Annotated in this window: 27 protein-coding genes, 1 pseudogene and 1 other annotated feature; of the genes and pseudogenes, 1 reads left to right on the forward strand and 27 read right to left on the reverse strand. The window is 48.8% G+C overall.

What is annotated here, in order from left to right; genetic code table 11:
• Nucleotides 1-380 precede the first annotated feature (380 nt).
• From ACFRAM_RS26805 to rplU, 14 genes are all read right to left on the reverse strand, one after another.
• On the reverse strand, nucleotides 381-2267 hold the full coding sequence (locus ACFRAM_RS26805; RefSeq protein ID WP_379469917.1) for a LysM peptidoglycan-binding domain-containing protein: 1887 nt from the start codon (nucleotides 2265-2267) through the stop codon (nucleotides 381-383).
• Nucleotides 2268-2670: 403 nt separating this feature from the next.
• On the reverse strand, nucleotides 2671-3552 hold the full coding sequence (gene ilvE / locus ACFRAM_RS26810) for a branched-chain-amino-acid transaminase (protein WP_379469919.1): 882 nt from the start codon (nucleotides 3550-3552) through the stop codon (nucleotides 2671-2673).
• A 3-nt stretch (nucleotides 3553-3555) separates the two neighbouring features.
• A complete protein-coding gene (gene pheA, locus ACFRAM_RS26815; protein ID WP_175369789.1) occupies nucleotides 3556-4443 on the reverse strand; it encodes a prephenate dehydratase in 888 nt (295 codons plus the stop codon).
• Nucleotides 4440-5420, reverse strand: coding sequence for a homoserine kinase (gene thrB / locus ACFRAM_RS26820; RefSeq protein ID WP_379469921.1), 981 nt, complete (start codon nucleotides 5418-5420; stop codon nucleotides 4440-4442). Before thrB ends, pheA begins: the two co-directional genes overlap by 4 nt.
• A 47-nt stretch (nucleotides 5421-5467) precedes the next feature.
• Nucleotides 5468-6754, reverse strand: a complete 1287-nt coding sequence (locus ACFRAM_RS26825) for a homoserine dehydrogenase (protein ID WP_175369791.1) — start codon at nucleotides 6752-6754, stop codon at nucleotides 5468-5470.
• A 57-nt stretch (nucleotides 6755-6811) separates the two neighbouring features.
• The gene (locus ACFRAM_RS26830; RefSeq protein ID WP_066376981.1) at nucleotides 6812-7249 is read right to left on the reverse strand and encodes an ACT domain-containing protein; all 438 of its coding nucleotides are present in this window, start codon (nucleotides 7247-7249) and stop codon (nucleotides 6812-6814) included.
• Nucleotides 7250-7427: 178 nt separating this feature from the next.
• A complete protein-coding gene (locus tag ACFRAM_RS26835) occupies nucleotides 7428-8198 on the reverse strand; it encodes a hypothetical protein (protein WP_379469923.1) in 771 nt (256 codons plus the stop codon).
• Between the two features lie 14 nt (nucleotides 8199-8212).
• On the reverse strand, nucleotides 8213-8959 hold the full coding sequence (locus ACFRAM_RS26840; protein ID WP_379469927.1) for a hypothetical protein: 747 nt from the start codon (nucleotides 8957-8959) through the stop codon (nucleotides 8213-8215).
• 12 nt (nucleotides 8960-8971) lie between these two features.
• Nucleotides 8972-10144 carry an SPFH domain-containing protein gene (locus ACFRAM_RS26845; RefSeq protein ID WP_379469930.1) on the reverse strand — a complete coding sequence of 391 codons (1173 nt, stop codon included), beginning with the start codon at nucleotides 10142-10144 and terminating at the stop codon, nucleotides 8972-8974.
• Between the two features lie 334 nt (nucleotides 10145-10478).
• Nucleotides 10479-11789, reverse strand: a complete 1311-nt coding sequence (obgE, locus tag ACFRAM_RS26850; protein WP_379469932.1) for a GTPase ObgE — start codon at nucleotides 11787-11789, stop codon at nucleotides 10479-10481.
• Between the two features lie 15 nt (nucleotides 11790-11804).
• Nucleotides 11805-12545 (reverse strand): Spo0B domain-containing protein, encoded by a 741-nt coding sequence (locus ACFRAM_RS26855; protein ID WP_175369796.1) that lies wholly within the window; start codon nucleotides 12543-12545, stop codon nucleotides 11805-11807.
• Nucleotides 12546-12759: 214 nt separating this feature from the next.
• Nucleotides 12760-13071, reverse strand: a complete 312-nt coding sequence (gene rpmA, locus ACFRAM_RS26860; RefSeq protein WP_020429282.1) for a 50S ribosomal protein L27 — start codon at nucleotides 13069-13071, stop codon at nucleotides 12760-12762.
• 18 nt (nucleotides 13072-13089) lie between these two features.
• Nucleotides 13090-13425 (reverse strand): ribosomal-processing cysteine protease Prp, encoded by a 336-nt coding sequence (locus ACFRAM_RS26865; RefSeq protein ID WP_066376968.1) that lies wholly within the window; start codon nucleotides 13423-13425, stop codon nucleotides 13090-13092.
• A 12-nt stretch (nucleotides 13426-13437) separates the two neighbouring features.
• On the reverse strand, nucleotides 13438-13749 hold the full coding sequence (gene rplU, locus ACFRAM_RS26870; protein ID WP_150269346.1) for a 50S ribosomal protein L21: 312 nt from the start codon (nucleotides 13747-13749) through the stop codon (nucleotides 13438-13440).
• Nucleotides 13750-13763: 14 nt separating this feature from the next.
• Nucleotides 13764-13851: a sequence feature (ribosomal protein L21 leader region), on the reverse strand.
• A 337-nt stretch (nucleotides 13852-14188) separates the two neighbouring features.
• On the opposite strand from rplU, the gene ACFRAM_RS26875 reads away from it, so the two are divergent.
• Nucleotides 14189-14338, forward strand: a complete 150-nt coding sequence (locus ACFRAM_RS26875; protein ID WP_379469934.1) for a hypothetical protein — start codon at nucleotides 14189-14191, stop codon at nucleotides 14336-14338.
• A 220-nt stretch (nucleotides 14339-14558) separates the two neighbouring features.
• On the opposite strand, the gene ACFRAM_RS26880 is transcribed toward ACFRAM_RS26875, so the two are convergent.
• From ACFRAM_RS26880 to ACFRAM_RS26935, 13 genes and pseudogenes are all read right to left on the reverse strand, one after another.
• A complete protein-coding gene (locus tag ACFRAM_RS26880) occupies nucleotides 14559-15800 on the reverse strand; it encodes an Rne/Rng family ribonuclease (protein WP_379469936.1) in 1242 nt (413 codons plus the stop codon).
• Between the two features lie 62 nt (nucleotides 15801-15862).
• Nucleotides 15863-16705 carry a M50 family metallopeptidase gene (locus tag ACFRAM_RS26885; protein WP_175369799.1) on the reverse strand — a complete coding sequence of 281 codons (843 nt, stop codon included), beginning with the start codon at nucleotides 16703-16705 and terminating at the stop codon, nucleotides 15863-15865.
• Nucleotides 16698-17555 (reverse strand): peptidoglycan DD-metalloendopeptidase family protein, encoded by an 858-nt coding sequence (locus ACFRAM_RS26890; protein ID WP_379469939.1) that lies wholly within the window; start codon nucleotides 17553-17555, stop codon nucleotides 16698-16700. The genes ACFRAM_RS26885 and ACFRAM_RS26890 overlap by 8 nt, the downstream gene beginning before the upstream one ends.
• A gap of 168 nt (nucleotides 17556-17723) precedes the next feature.
• Nucleotides 17724-18518 carry a septum site-determining protein MinD gene (minD, locus tag ACFRAM_RS26895; RefSeq protein WP_175369801.1) on the reverse strand — a complete coding sequence of 265 codons (795 nt, stop codon included), beginning with the start codon at nucleotides 18516-18518 and terminating at the stop codon, nucleotides 17724-17726.
• Between the two features lie 5 nt (nucleotides 18519-18523).
• Nucleotides 18524-19183: a septum site-determining protein MinC gene (minC, locus tag ACFRAM_RS26900; protein WP_175369802.1), complete on the reverse strand. Its 660-nt coding sequence runs from the start codon at nucleotides 19181-19183 to the stop codon at nucleotides 18524-18526.
• An 80-nt stretch (nucleotides 19184-19263) separates the two neighbouring features.
• Complete coding sequence (gene mreD / locus ACFRAM_RS26905; protein WP_175369803.1) at nucleotides 19264-19794, reverse strand: rod shape-determining protein MreD; 531 nt, start codon at nucleotides 19792-19794, stop codon at nucleotides 19264-19266.
• Nucleotides 19794-20672 (reverse strand): rod shape-determining protein MreC, encoded by an 879-nt coding sequence (gene mreC / locus ACFRAM_RS26910; protein ID WP_175369804.1) that lies wholly within the window; start codon nucleotides 20670-20672, stop codon nucleotides 19794-19796. Before mreC ends, mreD begins: the two co-directional genes overlap by 1 nt.
• A gap of 57 nt (nucleotides 20673-20729) precedes the next feature.
• Complete coding sequence (locus ACFRAM_RS26915) at nucleotides 20730-21764, reverse strand: rod shape-determining protein (protein ID WP_175369805.1); 1035 nt, start codon at nucleotides 21762-21764, stop codon at nucleotides 20730-20732.
• Nucleotides 21765-21803: 39 nt separating this feature from the next.
• Nucleotides 21804-22493, reverse strand: coding sequence for a RadC family protein (radC, locus tag ACFRAM_RS26920; protein WP_175369806.1), 690 nt, complete (start codon nucleotides 22491-22493; stop codon nucleotides 21804-21806).
• Nucleotides 22494-22535: 42 nt separating this feature from the next.
• Nucleotides 22536-22623, reverse strand: a pseudogene (locus ACFRAM_RS28790) (septum formation protein Maf); the annotation flags it as partial.
• Between the two features lie 345 nt (nucleotides 22624-22968).
• The gene (locus ACFRAM_RS26925) at nucleotides 22969-23100 is read right to left on the reverse strand and encodes a hypothetical protein (protein WP_379469943.1); all 132 of its coding nucleotides are present in this window, start codon (nucleotides 23098-23100) and stop codon (nucleotides 22969-22971) included.
• Between the two features lie 138 nt (nucleotides 23101-23238).
• Nucleotides 23239-23976 (reverse strand): Maf family protein, encoded by a 738-nt coding sequence (locus tag ACFRAM_RS26930; RefSeq protein ID WP_379469945.1) that lies wholly within the window; start codon nucleotides 23974-23976, stop codon nucleotides 23239-23241.
• A 126-nt stretch (nucleotides 23977-24102) separates the two neighbouring features.
• Nucleotides 24103-26702 (reverse strand): S-layer homology domain-containing protein (locus ACFRAM_RS26935; RefSeq protein ID WP_379469947.1); only part of this gene is annotated, 2600 nt, incomplete at its 5' end.

The raw sequence follows: 26702 nt of genomic DNA on the forward strand, positions 1-26702 counted from the left end.
GAAACATCTGACGAGAATTAAAAATTCTCATTTTTGAACTCACTTTCGTGAATTCGATACTCACTCGTTGTTCAGTTTTCAAAGATCAAGCTGTTTTCGTTGTCCGCTCAATGTTTCAGCAGCAACTCTTATACTATAACATGTCCGGCGTTTTAATGTCAAGTTCTTTATTCAATTTCTTTTTTTCGAGCTTGGCATTGTTTGTTTCTCGGCCAGAAATATAATATACCATGGATAAGATGAGATTGCAAGTGTTTTTATTGAAGAGTTCTCAATATTCGCTTAAATAACCTTACTAACACAAGACAAAGACGTACAGATGCTGTATCTGTCGATACAACGTCTGTACGTAATGCTTTCACCATGTCACCGAGTTCGCCTTAGTTAGAAATCCATGGATTTCTGCGTTTTTTGGCACTGTCATTTCGGTTACTTTTACTTGATCTTTGTGATTTACCTGAGGATTTGCCTGACTTGCTTTGTCCTGAAGTTTTAGCCTTGGAAGCTACTTCCACTTTCTTACTCTCCTTCTGTTCAACAACTCTTTCGCTAGGAACTTCTCTAGTGGTTGCTGCAATGGGCTGGCTCTCCTGAATAATTACTTCAGGCTCTTGAATTTCTGGCACACGGCTATGATGAGCATAATCGCCAATCCCCGGATATTGTGGATTCGGAGGAATATTAGATACTGCAGGTCCTCCCCCTCCAAAAGCTCCCAGAGGTGCATTCGGAACTATTCCCTGATTAGGAGAAAACGGCGCTCCTGTCTCATAAGGCGAGACTACACCGGGATGATGTCCATACGTAGGAAATGAGTTATAGATTGGAGCCTCATAAGTAAACGGCTGATAAGGATGTTCTCCCCCGCATCCGCAAGGCGGCCATGGCAGATTCTGCGGGTGCACACTATATTGAGGGCTAACCGCGCCAGGAAATTGATTGTTGGGCTGTATTCCAGATACAAAACTATCATTTGGTGCAGCATTGACCGAATTATGCCATGGAGACTGATTCTCTGCAATCGGCGATACATTCGTGTGCCATGGAGACTGATTCTCTGCAACCGGCGATACATTCGTGTGCCATGGGGACTGGTTCTCTGTAGCCGGCGATACATTCGTGTGCCATGGGGACTGGTTCTCTGTAGCCGGCGATACATTCGTATGCCATGGGGACTGATTCTCTGCAACCGGCGAGACATTCGTGTGCCATGGGGACTGATTCTCTGCAACCGGCGAGACATTCGTGTGCCATGGGGACTGATTCTCCGTAACCGGTGAGACCCATTCCGGATAATAGTAAAATGGAGGGCAATCCGGTGCATACCATGGCTGTACATACGACGGCTGTACGTAATTATTTTGCGGGCTAAGGTTTACATTGGGAGCAGTTGTTCCATGGAATGGACTAGTTTCTGTTAATCCAGGATATCCTGCACTGTGATCGCAAGGCGACTTCTTCTCTTCAAAGGCAGGTGCCACCGGTTTGTATTCCGATTTAGGAGGTTCATGATGTGAAATGGCTTCTTGAGCGGGAACTGAAATTTGTACAAAGAGGCTTTGAGATTCGGTATGGATTGTTTCTTTCACCGGTACAACCTCAGCAATCGGTGAAACAGCATTGGGTACAGGCTCATTGACAGGCACTGGAGCTGGATTAGGATTAATGTTGGAGGCTGGGCTAAGATTCGGATTCGGGTTGAGGTTGGGTTTAGCAATCGGTACTGGAGCGGGAGTTGGTGATGGCGCTGGAACAGGAGCTGGGACGGATTCGGCAAGTGGCGCAACGGGTGGCGCAGGCTGTTCTTTAGGCCCGGTGTATGTTTTCCCTCCAACTTGTGTTTTTTCAGACACGGCATTGGCCGCTGGTACTGGCGTAACGTTCTCGTTTTGGATTGGAGCTACGTTCCCATTAGGCAGTGGTGACACTGTTCCTTTCTTGGGGATGTTGACCACTTCTCCAATCAGCAGGGCGTTAGGATTCTTCAACTGGGGATTGGCATCTACCACATCCTTTAGAGGAACCCCCCATGCCTTGGACAATTTCCACAAGGTATCCCCTTGTTTTACCGTGTGCTTGTAGTAGAGATCGCTATTACCGGGTACAGGCGAAGGACCTGAAGAGGGAATCTTCACTTTCTCACCGACCGACAGCACATCGGGGTTGCTGAGTTGCGGATTGGCCTCGATTATTTTTTCCAGCGGCACTCCGTACTTTTGCGACAATGCATACAGCGTATCGCCTTGTTTTACAATGTGTATTTTCACGCAGCATTAACCTCCCTGAAAATTTTTGGAGTATTGCCTGCTTGCATAGTTATATGCGGTACAGCCGCCTCCTTCGTTACTACATCTTATGCAGCCCATGGGCGATTGACATCCCTGATGCAAAAAAAATCCTTTCATGCTACATGAAAGGATTTCTGGGTTTGTACAGAAACTTCTTTCATGGCGTACATGAAAGAAGTTCTGAGTTTGTACAGAAACTTCTATCATGGTGCACATGAAAGAATTTCTGGGTTTGTACAGAAACTTCTTTCATGGTGCACATGAAAGGATTTCTGGGCTTGTACAGAAATTTCTTTCATGGTGTACATGAAAGGATCTCTGAGTTTATACAAAAGCTCCTATCATGATATACATGACAGGAGCTTTTTAATTAGATGTATTGTTATTCCCAAACCTTATAGCCGTCTTTATCAACGACGTTGCGGAATTCTTCAAGCAGCTTCAGTGTGATCGGACCCGCTTGACCTGAGCCGATGATGCGACCGTCAATCTCACGTGCCGCGATAACTTCAGCAGCTGTACCTGTGAAGAACACCTCGTCTGCGATATATACATCGTGCATGGTGAATGGCTCTTCCTTCAGCTTGATGCCAAGCTTCTCACACAGCTCAATGATCGCAAGACGCGTGATGCCTTCAAGGGCACCGAGATAGCAAGGCGGCGTGTAAACCACACCATTTTTGATGATGAAAATGTTGTCGCCTGAACCTTCGGTTACGTAACCTTGAGCGTTCATCATGATCGCCTCGTCGGCTTCGGCCAGGTTAGACTGCAGCTTCACCAGAATGTTGTTCAGGTAGTTTAGCGATTTAATCTTCGGATTAAGCGCATCCGGGAGATTACGACGCTGGGATACCGAAACGGCACGAAGTCCATTCAAGTAAGCCTGCTCTGAATAAATCGCCAGTTGCTCTACAATAATGATTACACTTGCTTTCGGACAACGACGCGGGTCGAGACCCAGATTACCTACACCGCGGGAAACAATCAGACGGATGTAGCCATCACGCATATCGTTGCGGCGAATGGTTTCCGCCATAGCTTCCTGCATCTCATCAAGGGTCAATGGTATTTCCAGCATGATCGACTTTGCCGAATCATACAGCCTGTCCAAATGTTCTTTAGACTTGAATATATTTCCGTTGTAAATACGGATACCTTCAAAAATACCGTCACCATACAAAAACCCGTGATCAAAAACGGATACCTTTGCATCTTCCTTTGTTACATATTGTCCATCTAAATAGATTACTTGCTCTGCCATTACTTACTGCACCTCCGCTTTCTCTTCCTCATAGGTGTATGTGGGGTATGAACCCAGAATTCGAACCTGGCAACCGAGGGCCTTGATTTCCTCAATAGCCGCAGGCAGCAGGACGGATTCTATCGGTTCGAGCACATCAATGTAAAAATAATAAGTACCCAGCTTCTTCTTCGTCGGCCTGGATTCAATACGTGACAGGTTTAATCTCCGCCAGGCAAAAGCAGCAAGCACCTGATGCAGGGCACCCGGAAAATCTTCCGGAAGTGTGACAAGCACACTGGTCTTATTACCGCTGCTCTCGCGGGGAAGTGACACTTTCTCAGGGCCAACCAGAACGAAACGTGTGTAATTGTTATCGTGATCCGTAATTTTACGGTCGATAATTTCCAGCCCATGCTTGGCAGCACCAAGCGCTGTACCAATGGCTGCCCAGCCTTTGCCGGGATTGTTCTTGACGATCTCTACAGCTTCAGAAGTGCTACCTGTCGGCTCAAGCTCTGCCAAAGGCGCATGCTTGCGAATATACTGGCCGCACTGCGCGGTCGCTACAGGGTGGGAAAGGATCTTCACCAGCCTGGAGTAATCCTTGTTACCACTTGCATCTGTGAATTCACCAGGATTAGCAATCAGATTTTGAATCGAAGGAAAAATCCATTCTGCCTGCATCGGCAAATCAACCTCATTGATCAACCAGTCGATGTGCAGACTCACAGAGCCTTCAATCGTATTCTCAATCGGAATTACGCTATAATCCGTGATGCCATTCACCGTAGAAAGAAACACGTCGGAAATTAACTTATGATGCACAATGTTTACCGGCTCACCGCCGAACAAATACAGCAGCGCTTCATGGGATACCGAGCCCTGCGGCAGTACCGCTATTGATTTCATGACCGTACTTCTCCTTTTATCATATCCAAAAATGACTCACTTTGCATCCCGGTCCTCGGGAGCACCTCTGCTGTTACACCTTCAGCACAGGCAGGCAGCCAGCAAGTGCGCGCAGGAATGCCGTGCTCCTGCATCGTTTCCTTCAGGAAAGCCTCCAGTTCAGCCTTTCGGCTCTCCCGGCCGTCCACAAATGCGAGCAGCGTTGGACCGGCACCACTGAGCGCAATACCGAGCGCTCCATGCTGCGGCGCTTCGGCAAGCAGCTTCTCCATACCTGGCACCAGCGGCGCCCGGTACGGCTGATGCAGCCGATCCTGCATCGCTTTGCCGATCATATCCAGTCTGCCGGAAGCCAGCGCCGCCGTCAACAAGGATGTGCGGCTGATGTTGTATACAGCGTCGCGGACGGTCACCTCGGCTGGAAGAACGCCGCGGGCTTTGGTGGTTGCAAGCTCGAACTCGGGAATGATGACGAGCACTTCCAGATTCTCCGGAGAATCAAGCCGGATATAATCAGCCTCGACTCCGTCCCAGACGGCGGTGATAATACCTCCGAACAGGGAAGCGCCGACGTTATCGGGATGCTTTTCCAGCGCGGTGGCCATATTGAAGAGTTTGGCGTTATCCAGAGGCGAACCAATCATAGCATTGGCTGCCGCCAGCGCGCCAACAATGGCAGATGCGCTGCTGCCAAGACCCCGAGCCAACGGAATATCCGAGTACATCGAGATGGATAACTCAGGCACCGAGACACCCGCTTCTGCAAAGACCATTTGGGCCACTTGATACAACAGGTTGCTCTTATCCTGGGGCACCCCCTTCATCTCGTCGCCGTAAAGATGAAATACAGTCTCCGGTGCTTCCTCCATCTCAATCCAGGCATACAGGGACAGGGCCATGCCCAATGTATCAAAGCCCGGACCGAGATTAGCGGTGCTGGCCGGGACTTTAACCCGTGACCTTCCGTAATTACTCATAGCAGGTGTGATCTCCTTATCTTTTTTGCAGAATGGATTCTAGGTGGTTAACCTTCTACACGATAATGACTCTTGACGCGGCGGATTACACTTAACTCCTCCAGATGACGCAGCACCTTATCCATACTTGCCTTGCTGGCATCATGGGTTACGATAATAATCTCCGCATTGGGATTGTTAGGATTGGCCTGCTGTACGACCGAATCCAGGCTGACATCATACTCCGCGAAGACCTGTGTAATCTTGGCCAGCACCCCTGCCTTGTCGTCGACATGCAGCAGCAGGAAGTTTTTATAGAAGATATCTTCACTGTCCTTCAGCTTCTTCTGCTTGTAAGGTACAATTTGCTTAAGTCCGTTTACGCCAAGTCTCAGGTTCTTGATCACCGCTACCAGATCGGCTACGACTGAAGTTGCCGTAGGCATTGCGCCGGCGCCCGCACCGTAGAACATCGTCTCCCCGACAGCTTCACCATACACATATACTGCGTTAAATACGCCGCCAACGGAGGCCAGCGGGTGTCCGGAACGAATCATCGTCGGCTGGACACTGATGCTGAAAGCATCGTTGTCACATTCCGCGATACCAAGGAGCTTCATTTCATAGCCGAGACGCTTGGCAAAAACAATATCCTCCTTGCTCACGCTGGAGATTCCCTTCACACTAACGTCGCTGAGTTCAGCATTGGTGCGGAAGCCCAGCGTACCGAGAATAGCCATTTTCCGCGCGGCATCCAGCCCTTCAACGTCTGAGGTTGGATCAGACTCTGCATAACCAAGCTCCTGAGCTTCCTTCAGCACATCATCATAGGAGGCGCCTTCCTGACTCATTTTTGAGAGAATATAATTGGTTGTACCGTTCACAATCCCCATAATCTTCATGATCTTGTCGGAAGAGAACCCTTCAATAAGGGTACGGATAATCGGAATGCCTCCAGCCACACTAGCTTCATAGAATACATCGCACTGCTTTTCCTGTGCCTTAGCCAGGATCTCCGCTCCGTGCAGCGCCATCAAATCTTTGTTGGCGGTCACGATGTGCTTGCCGCGCTCCAGTGCTTCAAGAAGATATTCTTTGGTTCCGGCAATGCCGCCCATCACCTCTACGATGACATCAATCTCGGGATCACGGATAACCTCCCACGGGTCTGTAGTGATTTTGGCGGGATCTATCTCCACATCACGGGGTTTATCGAGATCCTTCACAGCAATGCGTTCAATCAGAATGGGAGACCCGACCTGACTACTGAGGTCCTCCTGATTTCCATCCACGATACGGACAACGCCTGTACCGACTGTTCCCAGACCCAGCAAACCAACTTTAACCGGCTTCATCAATATCCTCCTTATAAGTATACGAAGCAATCGCTCCGAAAAAAATACCTGTAGTGTTTAGCCTTGCCCCACAATCAATGCCCGCTTCACACCTGAAATGTTCTTCAGACTGTCCAGCATTTCCCCCAGCTCTTGGTTCAAATGGGAGATTTCCACGGAAATAACCACGTTCGCCCGGCCCTGCAGCGGAATACTCTGGTGAATGGTCAGCACATTCGCTCCATGTCCCGCCACACAGCCCAGCACCTTGGATAGCATGCCGGATTCGTGTTCCAAATCCATGGAGATCGTGACAATACGCTCACGCTCCAACTGGTGAATTAAGTGAATGCCATCCTTGTATTTATAAAAAGCGCTCCGGCTTAAGCCCACCTGTTCCACACCCTCGTGTACAGTCTTGGCATCACCGGCTTCAAGCAGCTGTTTAACCTGCATCGTCTTGAGCACCGCATCGGGTAATATGTCCTCACGGACCAAATAATAGCGTTCTTTCACGAACGTCCTCTCCTCAAAGACTTTTGTGTTTTAATAGTGGACATTATAATAGATTTTTGCCTGAAAAAGCAATAGTTTTTCGTCCAACTTTGAAATGGGGCCTCTGCTGCACCCGAAAATAAAACAAAGCCCCCGACAAAATCGGAGGCTTCGCACATACCGCAGCTTGCGTTATCAGCTATATATATGTCAGAGTTGTTCCACAATAGTCGCAAGGCTTCGCCTGTCCTGGCTGCACGGTATTCTGTGCGCCGCAGCCCGGGCAGCGCATCGCCTTGGGCAGTTGCTGCGGACCTGGCTTTGGCTTCGGCTGGCTGGATGCGGACGTTTTCTCCGAAGAGCCGGAAGGGGCTGCTGCCTGCCCTGTTCTGGCAGTGCTAGTTGTTTCTTTTACCGCGCCTTCCGCGCCTTGCCCTTCATAAAATGTCAGCCCGTGAGGGATGAGACCTTGCTCCTGCAAATACCGCAGATCTCTGCGCACATCACTTTCACTTTGCCCGGTAAGCTGGGCCAGTGTACCGATGTACCGCACCCCCTCGTCCAGAGACATCACTATGTACGAATGACAGAGCTGTGAAAACTTGAGTTTGGCCTTGGATGCAGCATTACCTAGAAAGTAAGCGGGCATAAGGAAGAGGATCGCGATGAAGACAATAAAGAAAATTCCCATATTTAATTCATCTAGACCACCCGACAGTATCATAATCAAGGAAAGATCAACAAAGCCCCCAATCAGCGCATGACACAACAGATTATAGTTACTGGCTTTCTGCTGATTCTTGTAATGTGTCAGCAGCATTCGAAGTATAGCAGCAACAAGACCTATGGGCATCAGAACATATGATAATGCAATAATAAAACTGTCGATCCCCGTCCGGTTATAGCCCAGCAGATAGAACTCTCTTCCGCTTCCCGATGCGGGGGGATCTTGAATATTTAATTTAGCCATATAGCTTATTCCCCCTATTTGAGCGCCGCTAACTCACGGTTGCGGCGCTGAAGTGTAGCCTCAATGTCGCCAATGATGCCTTGCAGCTGCGCTTCCCAGCCTTTACCCGGCTCACTCGAGGATAGCAGAAGCTCCACCTGATCTCGCAGCAAAGCGATTTGCTGGCTCAGCATATCCTCTGTTGCGAACAAAGACGGACTGGAAACCGGATCACTGTATGTAAATGCCTCTTCTACTCTGCCAATCCGTTTCACGAGCGTCTCTGCTTCGGCATGTCTCCAGCTCCGGGCAGCCCGCTTGATCTCGGCTAGTTCCTTCCGCTGCCGGAACAGACTGCGTGTCGCCTGCTGCTCCTTGTGCTCCTGCGCTCCAGCATTCCAGCCGTAGAGCCCAATAAGAGCAAGACAGCCACCAGCGGCAGCGAGAATCAGCAGCTGCACAGCTGCGTACCAGAAGGAAGGCAGCCCCAGCAGCCTATCGAGAAAGACAGCCGAGATCACGACGGCCACCGCATAGACAGCAATAATGAACGCGCCGCTAATCAGGATCGGCGGTGTCCCGCTGACGCTACCTGCTCTTTTCAGCCAAAAGAGGGTATAACCAAAAATTACACTTTCAGCAATCAGCACAGCAATCAACGTAATAACGAACCGTGGCAAATTCTCGGAGAAACCGAGCATAGTAAGGAGCAGCACAGTAGCCGCGACCACCGCAGCATAAATTACAGTGATGATGCCTGTATAAGGTTTTTTCCGGTTCATGACATCCTCCTCTTATCCAGCCTTCGTGCCGCACTCCGCACAGAATTTCTGTCCGGGCTTCAGTTCAAGACCGCAGCCGCTGCATTTGAGAATTTGACTTTCTCCGCATTGCGGACAGAACTTAGATCCAGGAGGCAGTTCGTGTCCGCACTTACGACAGCCCAGCTTGCTTGAGGCTGCATCTGTGGGCGGAATGGACAAGTTCTGTCCGCAACTACTGCAGAATGAGGATCCGGCTGTATTAATATTGCCGCATTTTGAGCAAGACTTAGTTCCATTCCCGGAGTGCACACCTGCGTCAAATCCAATTCCCCGAGTCATCTGATTCACCATCTCAGCAGCCGGACCGGCAAAGCCTATTCCCATGCCAAGCCCCATTCCAGCGTTCATCATCCCCGTTCCAATGTTGCCCCCCGGGTTGCCGGCAGCCTCTTCCAGCGAATTAAAGCTGCGTTCCTGCTGATACGTGTAGCCGATAATGTCCATCTCTGCTTTCTTGGCCAGTGCTTCCTTCAGCCGCGCAGTCGCGGGATCATCGTCCGGAATATTAATGGAATCAATATAGAAATTATTCAGCTCAATGCCAGTGTCCATAAAGGTCGGCGCCAGACGTTCCTGGATGTGTTTGGATATTTCGGCCACATAGGCGTTAATCTCCAGAATACTAATTTTTTTATGCACCAGGTAGGAAGAGACCAGTTCATTGATATTGGCCATCAAGATTCCCCGGAAATAGGTAAGGAGTTTATCCTGATCGAAATGTGGCAGTGTACCTACCACCTTGAGCAGAAACTTGCGCGGATCTGCAATCTTCACCCCAAATTGCCCGAAAGAACGAACGGAGACAATGATCTTATATTTAGGGTCTTGAAGCTGGAGCGGCGAGCTCGTTCCCCATTTGACATTCATCGCGTTCATCTTGTTTATGAACCATACCTCAGCTGTAAAAGGTGATTTGCCCCCAAACGGCAGGTTCACAAGATTGGACAGTACCGGAATATTCGCTGTGCTAAGCGTATGTCTACCTGCTGTAAAAGAATCCAAAGCCTGGCCGCCCTTGAACAGGATAGCCTCTTGCGACTCATTAACGATAAGCTGTGTCCATGTGCCGAGCTCCTGATTGGGATATTTCCAGGCAAAGACACCCGGAGGGCCATCATATTTCACCACTGCAATTATTGCCATCTGCGTATCCCTCTTTCATATTCATGGATATGTAGGTATATATCGGCCGTTCCGTAATACCTCTGAATAAGACTTCCAATCAATTGGAAATAAGTGCTTTTCCGTTCTTTATTGTATACGATAAATTCATGGTTTTGGTGGCTTTTTGTGAAAATAAATTGAGCATCATGTAGAAATGGCTTAGCCTCCCTCTAAGAGACGTCATCCGCTTCAGCGAGAATAATAAGGATGATTTTTAAGCGTAAAACATGTACAGCCTTATATTTAAAAAAGCGCCTACTCCATCTGCCTCATACAAGGCCAGACAAAGTAGACGCTCAGACAGCCCTACTGCTTAGTAGTAGCTGCTATTCTCCACAAACTCAAACTCAAAATCGGCAATTCGGACAATCGTCCCTTCCACAGCGCCACGTCTGCGCAGTTCCGCATCCACGCCCATATGACGCAAGGTCCGGGCCAGCTTCAGAATGGCATCATGCGTATTCAGCTGCATCCGCTTGAGCATCCGCTCAATACGTGGGCTGGTGACGACATAAGTATCGTTATCACGGGTAATCGTGAAGGTATTGTCGTTCTCAGCTTCCAGCTTGTATACTTTGCGTTCGCTAGCCTCAGCAACCTCTTCCACCACCGGAGCAACCGGAATGCTGTCAAGAATGTCGGTAGCCCGGTACAGCAGCTCTTGCACACCCTCGCGAGTCAGTGAGGAAATCGGCATAATCTCAATATCCGGGCGCACTTGCGCCACTTGCTCACGGAAGGAAGCCAGATGCTCAGCAGATTCAGGCATATCCATCTTGTTGGCTGCAACAATCTGCGGACGTTCCGCAAGATTGGCATTGTATTGTCTGAGCTCATCATTGATCTTCACCCAGTCCTCGAATGGATCGCGCCCCTCCGAACCGGACATGTCCACGACATGAATGATAATCCGTGTACGCTCTACATGGCGCAGGAATTCATGGCCAAGGCCAATCCCTTCATGTGCCCCTTCAATCAGTCCAGGCAGATCCGCCATAACGAAACTGCGTCCGTCACCGACATCCACCACACCAAGATTCGGAGTAATCGTTGTAAAATGGTACGCGCCGATCTTCGGCTTGGCGGCAGATACCACTGACAGCAACGTGGATTTCCCTACACTAGGGAATCCGACAAGCCCTACATCAGCCATGACTTTCAGTTCCATGACGATATAGCGCTCCTGACCTTCCTCGCCATTCTCGGCGAGTTCAGGTGCCGTATTGGCCGCTGTTGCAAAACGAGTGTTGCCTCGGCCACCCCGTCCGCCTTTTGCCACAACGACTTGCTGACCATGACGAGTCATATCGGCGATCACTTCGTTAGTATCATCATCGATCAGGATCGTTCCCGGGGGGATACGCACGATCATATGTTCAGCATTGGCACCATGCTGGCTCTTATTGCGTCCCTTAACTCCACGGTCAGCTTTAAAGTGACGCTGGTACCGGAAATCCATCAGTGTACGCAAGCCTTCGTCCACACGGAAGATAACGTCGCCGCCTCGGCCGCCGTCACCACCAGCTGGACCACCTTCCGGCACATATTTCTCGCGTCGGAAAGCCACGAGACCGTCACCACCGTCGCCGCCTTTTACATAAATCTTAGCTTTATCTACGAACATTCACGTTCACCTTCCTCACATCTCAAACGGCAGACGCAGCTCTACATAAGCCTCGCCGGGCTTGAACTGTTCTGCTCTCATAATTTTGCCTTGTACTATATTATCAATTTGCACCCTGAGCAGTTCGGGATTGCCATGCCCTCCCTCACTTTCAAAGGAGATAAGAATGTCTCCGCCATCCTGTCTAAAGCCTAGCTCGAGTCTCCTGGAGTCCCCTTGTGCGGCAAGCCCACTGTATTGGTAAGCCCTTACGGTCTGCATTACAATCGAAGTTAGTTCTTCCCCCGTCTCCGGTGTCAACTTGTCCACTAGCTCCAAGCCTTCCTCCACCTGGATCACAAGATCCAAGCTACTTCTGTACGTTCGGAATGACTGCAGATAAAAGACCAGCGAAGGAATACCCAACTTGGCGATCCGGCTATCGAGCGCAATGCCTTCTTTTATTCTTTCCACACATTGCACTGATTTATCAGGCTTGCCGAGTTGAATATATCCATAAAGAACTTGCAATTCATTCATCCAGTCATGACGATGATGGCCTAGTGTGCGGATTGCAGCCTCTTGCATTCTCTGCTCCTGTAAATGCAGCTCCCTCTCATAATGGCGCCGGGTCCGGCTCCACGTGAAAGCAAGTACAGCCGCTACCCAGAAACCGAGCAGCAAGCATGTGAAAAGGGACGTCCGCCAATACACGAGACCTAAAGGAAGTGCTGCGGAACTCATGACTGCCCAGATTACACGTTTCCAGGATTTCATTCTTATTCCCCGTCCCTCAGTTCGCAAAATTCATGACCTCGTTAGAAAATCTGCACATCTTTTTACCATTTTCCAGTATAACACAGCCATTCCCGGAAGTTCATTAGCTTCCCACTTAAAATTCACGAAACATAAGAAAACTTCAAATCTAATTTATCAAAAAAACCTCCGGCACTCATGCCGGAGGCTTCACTGTCTTTATGGTTCTGTAAGCTTACGCTTCCAGTGCCGCTGCTACCGGAGCGACATCAACCGGGTACACGCTCACTTTTTTGCGATCGCGGCCCCAACGTTCGAACTTCACTACGCCATCCACCAAAGCGAACAAAGTATCATCTTTACCGATACCTACGTTCGTACCTGGGTGAATTTTAGTTCCGCGTTGACGAACCAGAATGTTACCGCCGGTAACTGCTTGACCGTCAGCACGTTTCACGCCAAGACGTTTAGAGTGGGAATCACGTCCGTTCTTTGTGGAACCTACACCCTTTTTCGATGCGAATAATTGAAGATCCAATTTCAACATGTTGGTCAACCTCCTTCTTTAAATAATGTCCTGCTGTATCGTTATATACTTCCCGTATGATTCTGCGATATCAGTCAGCATTAAGACCATGGATTCCAGCAGCAATTGTACTTTGGCAGAAATAACAGGATCTTCAATGGAACCCAGGGTCCCGCTCAAGAATCCGTTCTTCATGGACGAATCCATAACCACTCCTGTCAAAGATTCAATCGAATTGACAGTGCCAACCGTTACAGTCGATACACCGGCACAGACGATATCCTCGCCGCGTTTCGCAAAGCCCGCATGCCCTTTAACCTCAAACGCAACAATAGTTCCGAGTTCCAAAGATCTGGTAATCTGCACGTTAATCATAAACGCACCTTCTTACGCTTGGATCTTCTCAATCGTTACTTTCGTGTACGGTTGACGATGACCTTGTTTCTTGTGGTAGTTCTTCTTAGGTTTGTATTTGTAAACTACAACCTTTTGGCCTTTGCCGTGTTTCTCAACCTTAGCTGTTACAGTAGCGCCGCTCACGAGCGGAGTTCCTGCAGTCAAACCGCCTTCAGTGGAAACAGCCAATACACGGTCAAACGTTACGCTTGCACCGTCTTCAGCGTTCAGCTTCTCAATGAACAATACGTCGCCCTCTTGGACTTTGTATTGCTTACCGCCAGTTTCGATAATTGCATACATTGTAATTGCACCTCCTCATGTCTCAGACTCGCCTAGTCTAGGTGGCGAATTCCCTTAAGGAAACCGCACTTTCATACCCGATCGGAGCGGTTACAGCATGTGCAGGGCCAGATAACCAAACACATACTTGAAGATATTATCATAGATATTGCCTACAGTCAATGCTGCAACATGAATTGAATATAGTCAGCGTAATTTTCTGCTACTAATCCTAATTTCTTCGCTATTCATCCTGATTTTCTCTTATATTAATACTATTTTGCGCCATTAATCCTGATTTCCTGCTATTAATCCCAATCTCCTGCTATATAGAAGACGTTACGAACAAAACTGAAGGAGAGACCAAACCTCCCGAATGGCTCCGAAGTGTAAATAACGGCATTTTTGTACCTTAAATGTGGTGCAATGGCTGGTCGGCCTAGATTAAGGGCAATTTTGTATGTTAAATATTCCAAATGAAGGTTTTTTAGAAGATTGGCATGAAATAAGATACAATAATGCTCTTATTTGGCTATTTACCCTGAAAAGAAGAAATATAAGGTACAAAAATGCCGTTAATTGGGATGCAGCAGAAATGAATGCTATGTGAGACACCACCCTGAGGTGATATGCCTACAGTGTAATTGACTGTTTTATGGAATTCATGACATGCAGCCGCAAGACCCAGTTTCACCGGAAAGACGCTGGATTTTATAATTTGAATATTAAATTCAAATTATAAAACGGTGCAGCATATAGACTTACACATATAAACTAAGGCTACAGCTTATACACCTGCAGCATTTAAACCTATCCCTACAGCCAAGTCCCTACTCGTGCCAGTTGCCAGACTTTCCGGTGCCTCCGCAGCATGGGCAGATGGCTGGCGCAAATCCGGTGGAATCGTGTCTTGCTTTTTTACGAGTCATCTCCAGTAGCCCAAGCCTTGTCCAGCCCAGAATATGCGTCTTCGTCCGATCTTTGCTGATCACGCGTTCCAAGCAGTCCGTCACCATTCTGCGGTGTTCCTCCTGCTCCATATCAATAAAATCAATAATGATGATTCCACCAGTATCCCGCAGACGGATCAGACGTCCGATTTCCTCTGCTGCAAGCAGGTTCGTGCGCGTCACTGTCTCCTCCAACGATGCCCCGCCCGTATACTGAGCCGTATTGACATCAATAACGGTGAGCGCCTCGGCCTCATCCCAGATGAGCGTGGCCCCGCCTTCCAGCATGATTTTCCGTGCAAATCCCCTATGCAACTGTTCCTGCACACCATAAGCCGTCAAAATCGACTCCTTGCCACTATACAATCCTACAGGCTTGTACCCTCCGGGTGCCATATCGTCAAGGAAGACCTCCGCCTCTTTAGCCGCCTTGGCGGAATCCAGCACCAACTCATCGCGCTCCGGGTTGAACGCGTCCCTAATAAATCGCTGCACAATACTGAGGTCAGCGTGAAGCAGTGCCGGCACTTCCGATGAAAGCGCACGCCGCGAGATGTGATCCCACTGCGCACGCAAAAAAGCAAGATCTCCTCCTACGGCTTCCTGGGGCTGATCTTCGGAAACGGTCCGCATGATGATGCCCTCTTCTGCCCTGCGCAGACGTTCACCGATGCCCTTTAGCCGGTTCCGCTCCGACTCCCGATTGATCTTCTTCGATACGCCGACATATTCGGCGAAAGGCATAAAAACAATCCAGCGGCCCGGCAGCGTATAATGTGTGGTCACACGGGCACCCTTGCCGCCCCGGGGTTCTTTTCTAACCTGAACAACAATGTCCTGCCCAGGCTGAAGCAGCGTCTCGATAGAGGGCTTCACCGCAGGTTGCTTCTCCAAATGGGGGTGCAAAACATCGTCAACATATAAAAATGCATTCTTCTTCTGTCCGATATCAACAAAAGCAGCCTGCATACCTGGTAGTACATTAATGACTCTGGCCTTGTAAAAGCTTCCGACCAGCCCTTGCTGCTGATCGCGTTCCGCCGCATACTCCACCAGCTTCCCGTTCTCCAGAAGGGCCATCCGGGTCATATGCTGCGTAGAGTGAACGATCATCTGTTTCATGGCTTCACCTCTGGTTCAATCAATCTTTCATATTCACTATCAAATCCGGCTAAGCTTATATTCTACATTCCAAAGTAGGAAGAGATCAAACGCTGTTCCGGTACTACGGCAACCACGTCACCTTCACGGTTCAGCACATATACCAAATGGTATTGGTTACGTTTAAATAGACGCAATATAGCATCCAAAGGTTTCGCAGCCTTGGCAACAATCGGCGAGGCCACCGTTCCCGTTAGAAGATGCCGCTCGTATACCGCTTCACGATTCATTAAGAAAGCCATGAATACATAGGGCATATTGCGTTGATCAGTAACGTTGGAATAAAGCAGAAAAGCGCCAATCATGAGCACGTTCAGCCGCAAGCCTCCACCCGCTCCAAGCGGCAGCAGTGCATAGACCACAACCAGGACACTCGCAGCTATACTTAATCGTCCGCACCATAACAAAGTGAAATAATAGGGACATATCACGCTCGTTGCTGCTCGAAGCACCTTTCCCCCGTCAAGAGGAAGAATCGGTAGTAAGTTAAAAAGTGCAATGATGGCATTAGCCTCAATAAAATAATTCAAGAACGCCTCATTCCCCAAACCCAGACTGCCAACAAGCCAAGCAAACAACATCAAGATGCCATTCTGGAGCGGACCAGCCAGTGCAATCGCAATTTCCTTGCCAGCGGTCAGCCTTCCATGATCTTCGATGACGGCAACGCCGCCAAAGGGAAGAAGCTGGACGGATTTGACGGTTACTCCGGCAAGAAGCGCTGCACAGACATGTCCCAATTCGTGAATCAGCACGATGGTGAATAAGGTGAGCAGTTCGAGAAACTGTCCGGTCAGGACAGAAAAAAGCATGATCAGCACGAACAGCGGATGCAGCGACAATTCGATGCCTTTGATCCTAATCAAAGGTAATCACTTCGGATGGATCAATATAGGTCTTGTCCTTCATCATCGCAAAAAAGAACATCGTCTCCGGCGTCGTCCCTGGATCAACAATCCAGCCGACCGCATCACCGCTCTGCACCCAGTCGTCGGCTTTGAGCCGGGTTCCACTCAAATGGCCGTATTCGGCAGTGACATTCCCCGTATGCCGGAGCGTAACGCGGATACCACCTTTCGCTTCCCGAGATACGGACAGCACACGCCCCATATCTACACTCTTCACCGTCACACTGCCACTTGAATCTTCTTCAGGCATAATTTCCACACCTTTCAGTGTGGTAGCAAAAGGCTGGACGATGCTCCCTGCCAGGGGTGCACTCCACTCATGAAGGGCTGAAACCTTCTCCGCCGATTGTTCTTTATCCCCGAAGATTGGGATGAACGCCGGCGCACCATCAAAATGCTCTTCATACCACACTCTGACCGCTGCAAAATCCATGTCATGGCTCAGCGCATCAACAATAAAGGCCTGTGTCTTATGTGCCCAGGGCTGCTGGATTGCAAAAATTCCCCATACGGCACCAAAGACAAGAATACTGGCAACTGTCCGGCGCAAAAATCCCGTGATAAAACGAGGCTTCCCGCCGTCCCCATCGTCTTCCCAGTTATTTCGGCGCTGCTTCCAGAGCAGCTCTGGATCGGGTTCTGGGTCTAAGCTGATCTCCTTCTTCGGTTCCTGGTTCCATTCCTTGAAGGTTGTATTCTGTTCAGGTAAGTCATATAACGGCGGGAGCGGCGATTCCTTGGAGGTGTCCTCCAGCAAAAGGCGGATGCGCTCCTTGCGACGGTTCTTGATATCTGATTTCAGGTCCATATCGATCCCTCCGGCGGGCTTGTTTACTTCCATTTTATGAAGCGGGGAAGTCTCTTTAGAACAAGCCTCCGACAGACCGGAGGGTGAAATGGCATAAAAATGGGGCCCCCGCGCAATTTCTAAGCGGTGGGTCCCCGTATTTCGGCAATCCTATGAAAAATGCCTCGTTTAACCTAATCCGAAAAACTTCTTGAATTTCTTAAAAGTACCTGGCTTGCGGTCCAGCTGCATTAGCGGCACGGCATCGCCAAGAATACGGCGAGCAATGTTGCGGTATGCAATAGCAGCTGCGGAATCAGGATTCATAACGGTAGGTTCGCCACTGTTAGCGGCTTTGATTACCATTTCATCATCCGGGACAATCCCGATCAGATCGATGTTCAGCACCTGCAATATATCTTCAATATCCAACATATCACCCGATTTGATCAGACCCGGACGGATACGGTTCACCACCAGCTTCGGCGACTCCACATTGGATTGCTCCAGCAGTCCGATAATCCGGTCCGCGTCCCGTACAGCGGCATGCTCCGGCGTGGTAACTACGATAGACTTGTCCGCACCCGCAATCGCATTGCGGAAGCCGTGTTCAATACCAGCCGGGCAATCGATTAGGACATATTCATACTCCTTCTTCAGCTCCAGGATAATATCCCGTACCTGCTCGGGAGTCACGGCAGTCTTGTCCTTCGTCTGGGCGGCAGGCAGCATGTACAGCTCATCAAAGCGCTTGTCCTTGACGAGCGCCTGATTCAGACGACAGCGTCCTTCGGCAACATCCACGAGATCATAGATAATCCGATTCTCCAGCCCCATTACAACATCTAGATTACGCAGTCCGATATCCGTATCGACCAGACATACTTTTTTGCCCTGCAGCGCAAGTGCGGTACCAATATTGGCTGTTGTGGTTGTTTTGCCAACTCCGCCTTTACCCGAGGTTACGACAATCGCTTCTCCCATGGAGGCTACACCCCTTTAAACACATTTAAACCTTGACGTAATTTGACCATATTATGAATTTTGTCGATTTGCATAGCTCCGTTTGTTAAATAGGCAAATTCCATGCTGCTCTCGCGGGTCTCCCATTCGTCCGGTGGACGGCTGATGATGTCTGCGATACGAAGCTGGGTCGGTGACAGAAGCGAAGCCGCAATAATCGCTTCTTCATTGCCCTCCACACCGGCATGGGCCATTCCCCTGAGCGCTCCAAGAATATAAATGTCACCAGAACAGGTTACTGTCCCCCCGGGGTTTACATCGCCGAGAAGCAAAAGATTCCCCTGATGGTGCAACACCTGTCCGGAACGGACCATCCCGCTGACCATATACAGAGCATCGCTGTCTACAACGCTCGGATCTTCCAGCGCCTCCACGGACCGAATCAAGAGATTGCCCTGACCTCTAAGAATGTCCAGAACAGCATCTTTCTCTTCTTCGGATACGGGGCGGCTGCCCAGCTTAACATCCACATGCACTATCGGTCCAGTCAAAATATTTTGATGGCTGTGCTCCAGCTTGAAGCGAAGCTCGCTCAGAAGATCTTCAAAGGGACACTTGTCGTCTAGCAGGAATACCAGGCCATCCTTGATGCCCTTGATCCTTACATGTTTGGATTTCACTGTCATATACCTGTCCCCCTATCCTGAATCATTCGTGCCGGGCCCCTCAAGTTCCTGCTTTTCCGCGGAAGAAATTACCTACTGGATTATGCGGTTTCTTCCTTGCGCGTCTCATTCTTCAGCTTCTCAAGCTGACGACGGAGCGGAACATACAGGAGCAGGCCTATGGCAAAATGAAAGAGCATGGAAGGAAGCATATACTCAAGAATCGCCCAGCTATAGGGTTCCTGATTCAAATTAAATACGCTGTAAATTCCGAATAGAATCGTGTCTGATAACAGGCTTCCCAGCAAAACTACTGTCATCATGAGCGGCAGCGGTGCACGGGGAGTCTGGAAGATCAGACCGATCAGATAGGCCGAAACGCCCATTGCAAAGGAATGGGCGCCGAGAATCCGACCGTAAAAAACAATATCATGCAGCATACCGAAACTGAGACCAAGAATCAGTGCTGTATGACGGTGATGGTAAACCGTTACAAACAAGATCACAATAAAGACCAGATTGGGAATCACTCGCATCTGCCAAGCATTCGGGATCAGTCTCGGCAGAACAGTCCCTTCAAGTATGAATAATAGGAACAGCAGCAAAATACCGACCGATTTATTTACTCTCACTATTCAGCACGCTCCTGCGTGTAAACGACAATCAGTTCCTTCCAATCCTGAAAATCAGCAGCAGGCGTAATCACTGCGGAGGAGGTTAGGCCAAATTCGCCTACCTTGACACTGTCAACAGTTCCGATAGTCAGTCCTCGCGGATACAAGCCGCCGATGCCGGAAGACACGATCTGATCCTTAGGCTGGATCGGATCACCGGGCGGAATCTTGTTCATCGTAAGTTTATTCGTCTTCGGATCATAGCTCTCAATCATACCGAAGGTGGCGTTCTCTTTGCCAATCGCTGTAGCTGCGATCGCCGACTGAGAATTCGGATCGTTGGCGTTCATCATCGTCATCAGCTTTACTGTAGAGGTAAAGTTGCTGACCTGACTGATCACACCGACCAGACCTTCTGTAGAGATTACCGCCATATTCGGTCTAACCCCATCCTTGGAACCGATATCAATGACTAGCGTACTATTGTTAGGTTCAGTATTGATGCTCTCAACATGGGCAATACGATAGTCGTAGTTATATTTCTCTTTCTGTGACTCTGTAAATTTGAGATCTTTCATGAGGCGCTCATTCTCGGATTGAATAAAGTTATATTGCGCTTTCTCCCGTGTATACTGAGCAACGACAATCTTGAGCTGTTCGTTCTCTTCAGCCAGCTTGTGCAGGTTGGCGATATCTTCAAAGAAGCCCGCTACATATCCAGCGGGCTTGTAGAATATGCCTTGCACAAAACCGGTTGTATCCCTGACAAAGTTCTCCGGCCAGGACAAGGATTTCCTTGTCCCCAGGCTGAAGCCCATGACCACGATGAACATCACCAGGGTAATCAGCAAGATGAACAAACGCTTGTTATTAAATAACTTAAACAGTTTCAACACCCTCTAACAACCGTTTTTCTCCCCTATCAAGGGTTGACGTTCACAAGCAGTCCAATCTTAACGCTTGGAGCGGAAGGTAGAACCACTGCGGCTCTTGAACAGGTGAATGTTCTCCAGGGCCTTGCCCGTTCCGATCGCTACACAGTCAAGCGGATTTTCGGCCACAATAACCGGCATGCCGGTCTCGCGCGCTAGCAATTTGTCCAAATTGCGCAGCAATGCTCCGCCACCAGTCAGCACAATACCGCGGTCCATAATGTCAGCAGCAAGCTCCGGCGGACATTTCTCCAGGGTAACTTTTACAGCTTCAATAATAGCAGTTACGGTATCCGCCAATGCTTCGCAAATCTCATCAGAGGTAATGGTCAGTGTCTTTGGCAGACCAGTCACGAGATCGCGTCCGCGGATCTCCATCGTTTCGGTCTTTTCCAACGGCAACGCGGAACCAACATCCATCTTGAGCTGCTCGGAAGTACGCTCACCGATCATCAGGTTATATTGACGCTTGATGTACTGGATAATGGATTCGTCCATTTCATCACCGGCAACACGTACGGAACGGCTAGTTACAATACCACCAAGGGAAATAACTGCTACCTCCGTTGTACCTCCACCGATATCTACAACCATACTACCTGTCGGTTCCCATACTGGTAGATCCGCGCCGATTGCAGCTGCGAATGGTTCCTCGATAATGTAAGCCTCACGTGCGCCAGCTTGTCTGGTTGCATCTTCAACAGCACGCTGTTCTACAGCGGTAATCCCGGAAGGAACGCAGACCATCACGTTCGGATGACGCTGGAACATGGAACGCTGCTTCTGTGCCTGACGAATAAAGTATTTGATCATTGTAGCTGTTGTATCAAAGTCGGCAATAACCCCGTCTTTCATCGGACGGATGGCACGGATGTTACCCGGCGTACGGCCGATCATTTTTTTGGCAGATTCACCTACAGCTTCAATGGATTTCGTATCCGTATTTATAGCCACAACGGAAGGCTCTCTTACCACAATGCCCTTACCGCGCAAATAGACTAGCGTGTTCGCTGTCCCCAAATCAATTCCCAAGTCTTTCGTAAAGCCACCTAACATGCTGTATTCTCCTTTTCCTAGTCAATCTTAAAAATTCTATTACATATGACCTTTTTCCTTCAAACTAATAAAACCTTTATCTCCGATAATGAGATGATCCAGAACGTCAATGCCGACAATTTCTCCCGCTCTAAGCAATCTCCCCGTCAGGGCAATATCTTCCGGACTAGGTGTAGGATCACCACTAGGATGATTGTGCGCACAAATAATGGAAGCGCTGCTGCACTTGATGGCTGCCCGGAAGACTTCACGGGGATGCACGATGGAAGCATTCAGACTGCCCATAGACAGTGTCTCCTGTGCAATAACATGATTCTTCGTATTGAGAAACAGGCAGACAAAATGCTCCTTCTGGAGGTAACGCAATTGCTCAGTCAAAATCTCAGCCGCATCCTGAGGACTGCGGATAATAACCGGTTCGGTCAGCCGGGAATTCGCCATGCGCCTTCCAAGCTCAATGCCAGCTTTTAGTTGCACCGCCTTGGCAGGGCCGATGCCTTTGATTTCAGTCATTTCCTTAATGCTAAGGTCTGCCAGCTGACGCAAGCTGCCTACCTGGCTAAGGATTCTCTGCGCAACATGAATAGCCGATTCCTGATGTGTTCCCGTCCGCAGCAGAATGGCCAGCAGCTCTGCTTGGCTGAGCGATTCCGCCCCATAATGCATCATGCGCTCTCTTGGTCGTTCTTCATGGGGGAGGTCCCGCAGCATAAATGTTTGCGACTCCATCCCGATCCCTCTTCCCTTTATTCTGCCTGTCGATTCAGGGCCAGCTATGCCAAATTCGGACAGCATGTCCCAATAGCTGCGACAACGGCAGTCCGATAACGTTAAAATAACAGCCTTCGATTCTGTCCACTTACGTGAAACCAATCCATTGAAGCCTTAATTGCAACTATTAGCGTTCGGGGCGAGGATGTAATGAGTGGAGCAGGTTATTGGGCCGACTCTCCAGCACATTCCGCATATGTAAGATTAATGCGCCTCTAATCGTTACGTCGTTCATCCAGATTTGATAATATCTTTGATTTTTCGACGAATACCCTTAACATCCAACTCATTATACCACGATTCTATTCCAAGCATTGAATCATCATAGGCGAAAGAGTCATAATTATCGTCTATTAGAAACCTTGCTCCTTTATTTTTCATTTTCCGAAGGAAAAGTAATGTTAAAGGGCGGCTCTCTATTGATTTATCAATTTTAAGCGGTTAAAATCTGGTCTGTCAAATGTGCACCCACGGATGCTGCTATCCTCACATCACTCATGGTCTGAATGGCCCTGTTGTAACTTTCCTGAATGTATGACGTAACATCCTCTTCATCCACACTCATCGTGCCTCCTAAGCAAGTATAACCTAAAATAAACGCTCATAGAGTGGAATGAATATAAACAACATTTACCAATTGATTTTTCACTTCACACGCGCAAAAAAGGTGCAGCAATAACTGACACCTTCGCTTGGAAATACTTTACTTCGATTGGAATGGACTCATCCCAAATATCAAAACAATTGGGTACAGCAAATTCAAGGGAAGACCCATCACGCTGTAAAAATCACCCTCGATTCTTTCGATGAACACCGAGCCTATCCCCTGCACACCGTAACTTCCGGCTTTATCAAGCGGTTCACCCGTGTTTATATATGCCCGAATTTCCTCATCGCTCATAGGTCTGAACGTAATCTGGCTAACCGTGTGACCGACAATTGCCGCTGGTTGTCCGCTTGCTGACAGGGCTGTTACACGATACTGACCAGTCTTTCCAAGGTACATTGGGGTCTCATTGGTCTCAGGCTTATCTAGTGGTCTGCCAGCTGCATGATCGCGCTCGTCCGTCTGTATATCAATGACAGCAACGCCAGTATAAACATGATGCGTCTGTCCTTGCAGAGACTGCAGCATACGGTATGCGTCCTCAGCATCCTTAGGTTTGCCAAGCACCGTATCTCCCAGCACTACAATCGTATCAGAGCCAACAATAACACCGCCCGTTTCGAAGCGCGTTTCGGCTATACAACGTTCGTATACAGCCTGTGCTTTTCGATGGGATAGCTGTTCTACGATCTCGGCAGGAGATAAGCCCGGCTCCGTCGTTTCATCGGCATCACTGACTATTACTTCATAAGGTAGGTCCAAGGAAGAGATCAGTTCCTGCCTTCTCGGGGAAGACGAGGCCAAAATAATCGTTTTTGGCTTAACAATCGACATAAATCCGGTCCCTCTTTTCATATGTTGCTGCATTCAGTATAACAAAATGAAAAGGCAACATAAAATAATGGACTATCTGCCATCTCGGGTGAGCTTGGCAGTATAGTCCATTAATGAAATCGAGCTTTATTTCTCCTGCTCTACTCTTCTTTCTGTACCATCTTGAATGATGTAATCGTGATCTACCGATGCTTCTTCAATATCCCCGTATGCCCAGTGACTTGGACTAACATCAGACCATGAAGGGATAACTACACCGGCGAGCGGGCCGCGGCTCGTCAGACGATTAATCATCGTGACTGCTTCGGCGCGTGTCATGTTCTTTTTCGGACGGAAAGTTCCGTCTTCATAACCTTTCAGAATACCCGCTTCTGTTGCCGAATTGATAGACTCACGAGCCCAGCTGCCCGAAATATCCTTGAAGGAGTTCTCTCCCTTGCCTTGCAATTGCTTCAAGCGGGCCGCAATCCCTGCCATTTCTTCTCTCGTGATGAGCTGATTTGGCCGGAATGTTCCGTCCGGATACCCGTTCATGATACCTGCTTTCGTCACGGCCGCGATTTCTTCTGCTCCCCAGTCGCTACTAGAGACGTCCGAATAAGCCGTGCCGTCCGTTTCGGATTTTGCAAGATGGAAGACCCGGAACAGTAAAGCCGCCACTTCTTGACGGGTTATGTTCTTCGCCGGTTTAAAGGTACCATCAGGATATCCATTGATGTACTTCTCATGATGCTGTGAATCTTGAGGTGCAGAAGGATTCACAGGAATCCCCAGTGTCGTAAACGTTAGACTTTCTGATAGTTTGGATTCTACTCCACCAACGATAGCTGACACGGTGAAGCTGTGCTTTGTTCCTGCCTCAAGCCCTGTAATTTCATAACGGGTACCCGTAATTCCAGAAGCAATCAGCTTTCCGTTATCATAAATGTTATAAGAGGATGCTCCCGTTACAGGAGTCCAGCTTAGGGTTACTCCCGTTTGTGTACCATTGCTTGTTTTTAGGTCTCCAGGCGCATTATTACGCGCATTACCGCTGTCTGTGCTTCCCGAATTGCCTGAGCCAGAGTTCGACTCCTTGACCGGTTGCATAGAGAAGCTGAACTGCACCAGGCTTTGACCCACGTGAATGATTCCGTTTTGGATATAGCTGTCCGAACCAGGATCAGGGGTCACACTGGTTTGCTCCGTCAATGTGTTAAACGTGCCATATCCCGGTTTAGTAGCCACAATGTAATAATCTCCATCCGGGAATACCATCCAAGCATACTCTCCAGCTGCATCCGTGACTTGTGGATTATGATTTTGATTAGGTGCAAAGCTAGGCAACTCCGGCAAGGCTACAAGCGTATTCGGAGTACGACCCTTCTGCTTGTTGAGTTCAGTATCCGCCCAGTACAGGTTCATAGATACTCCACTTACCGGTTGACCCGTAACCGCATCTTTAACAACGCCGTAAGGATCAATCAAGGAGTACACTACGCTCATTTCCCCGTTTTGATTCACGTTCACGGTTACAGTCGGTCCGGCTAAAATTGTTCCATCCGAAGCCTTAATCTGATACGCAACAATGTATTGTCCCTGCGGTACATTATTCACATCAAAGCTGCCGTTGGCATCGAGTACAACCTGTGATTTAAAGTTATTTGCACCTGCGCCTTGCACAATGGCGCTGACGTTTCCGGCTCCAAACAAACTGTCTATCGTCGGTTGCGGATTCCCGTTTTCGGCGGCGGTTTGCGCGATTAGTAGCTGGCCACTTATGTTATTAGCAGCAGTAAAAATTTGCTCCGTTCCGTTTAAAGTCCCCACTTGGGCAGTTTGCGTTTTATTTAACATCACCGTCTGATTACCAATGGTTACAGGGGTTTGAATGTTCATACTATAGTTCCAATTCCCCCGCGGCACATAGATCTGGTACGAGCCATCCGCCCCAGTTGTTACTTCTTGAGAAAAATCTACGATTCCATCCCCGTTAAAATCTGTAGATACGGAGACAATCGCTCCTGCTATTGGTTTGCCTGTCGTGTTGTCCGTTAGAACGCCATGAACCGAAGCTGGCATATAATGGACCGCTATGCTTGTCTGCGCCATTAATCCCGTCGAATCAACAGCCGAGGCGGTGATCGTATTATGGACAGGTAACACCCCTGAAATAGCAGGCGCGGTAAACGTCACTACCGCAGTTCCGGTTGCATCTGTCACAGCCGTTTGCGTAGTGTTTCCGATCCCTTGGAACGTAATGGTCTTACCCTCTACAGGATTTCCATCTACCAAACGTATAGCGCTAGCTTTCAGTGTAACTAGCGACTGTCCGTCTCCTACAACAGAAGCTGGAGAAGCCGTAAGATCCAGTCTAATGTCAGGGATACCGGCTTGCACCGTAAAGACTGCCGAAACAGACTTACCGTCATATTGCACCGTAATCACGGTGGTTCCCTCAGATATAGCCGTAACAATACCACTATCATCAACCGTTGCTACGGAAGGATCTGTTGTACTATAAATAGCTTTATCTGTCACATCCAAAATACTTTGGTCAGAATATACTGCTGTTGTAACGAGAGCTTGGCTAGCTCCAACTTGAAGCAGCTCATTACTTGGATAAATCAACAAATCAACAACATATTGCGTTGGCGCCGGCACCTTAATATCGCCTGCGGTCAGTATGATCAGCTTGAACGATACCACCTTATTGTTGCTGTCTACTTCATAAATGCCAATGTATC

The organism is Paenibacillus sp. NPDC056722 (assembly GCF_042790635.1).
Classification (GTDB): domain Bacteria; phylum Bacillota; class Bacilli; order Paenibacillales; family Paenibacillaceae; genus Paenibacillus_AQ; species Paenibacillus_AQ agri.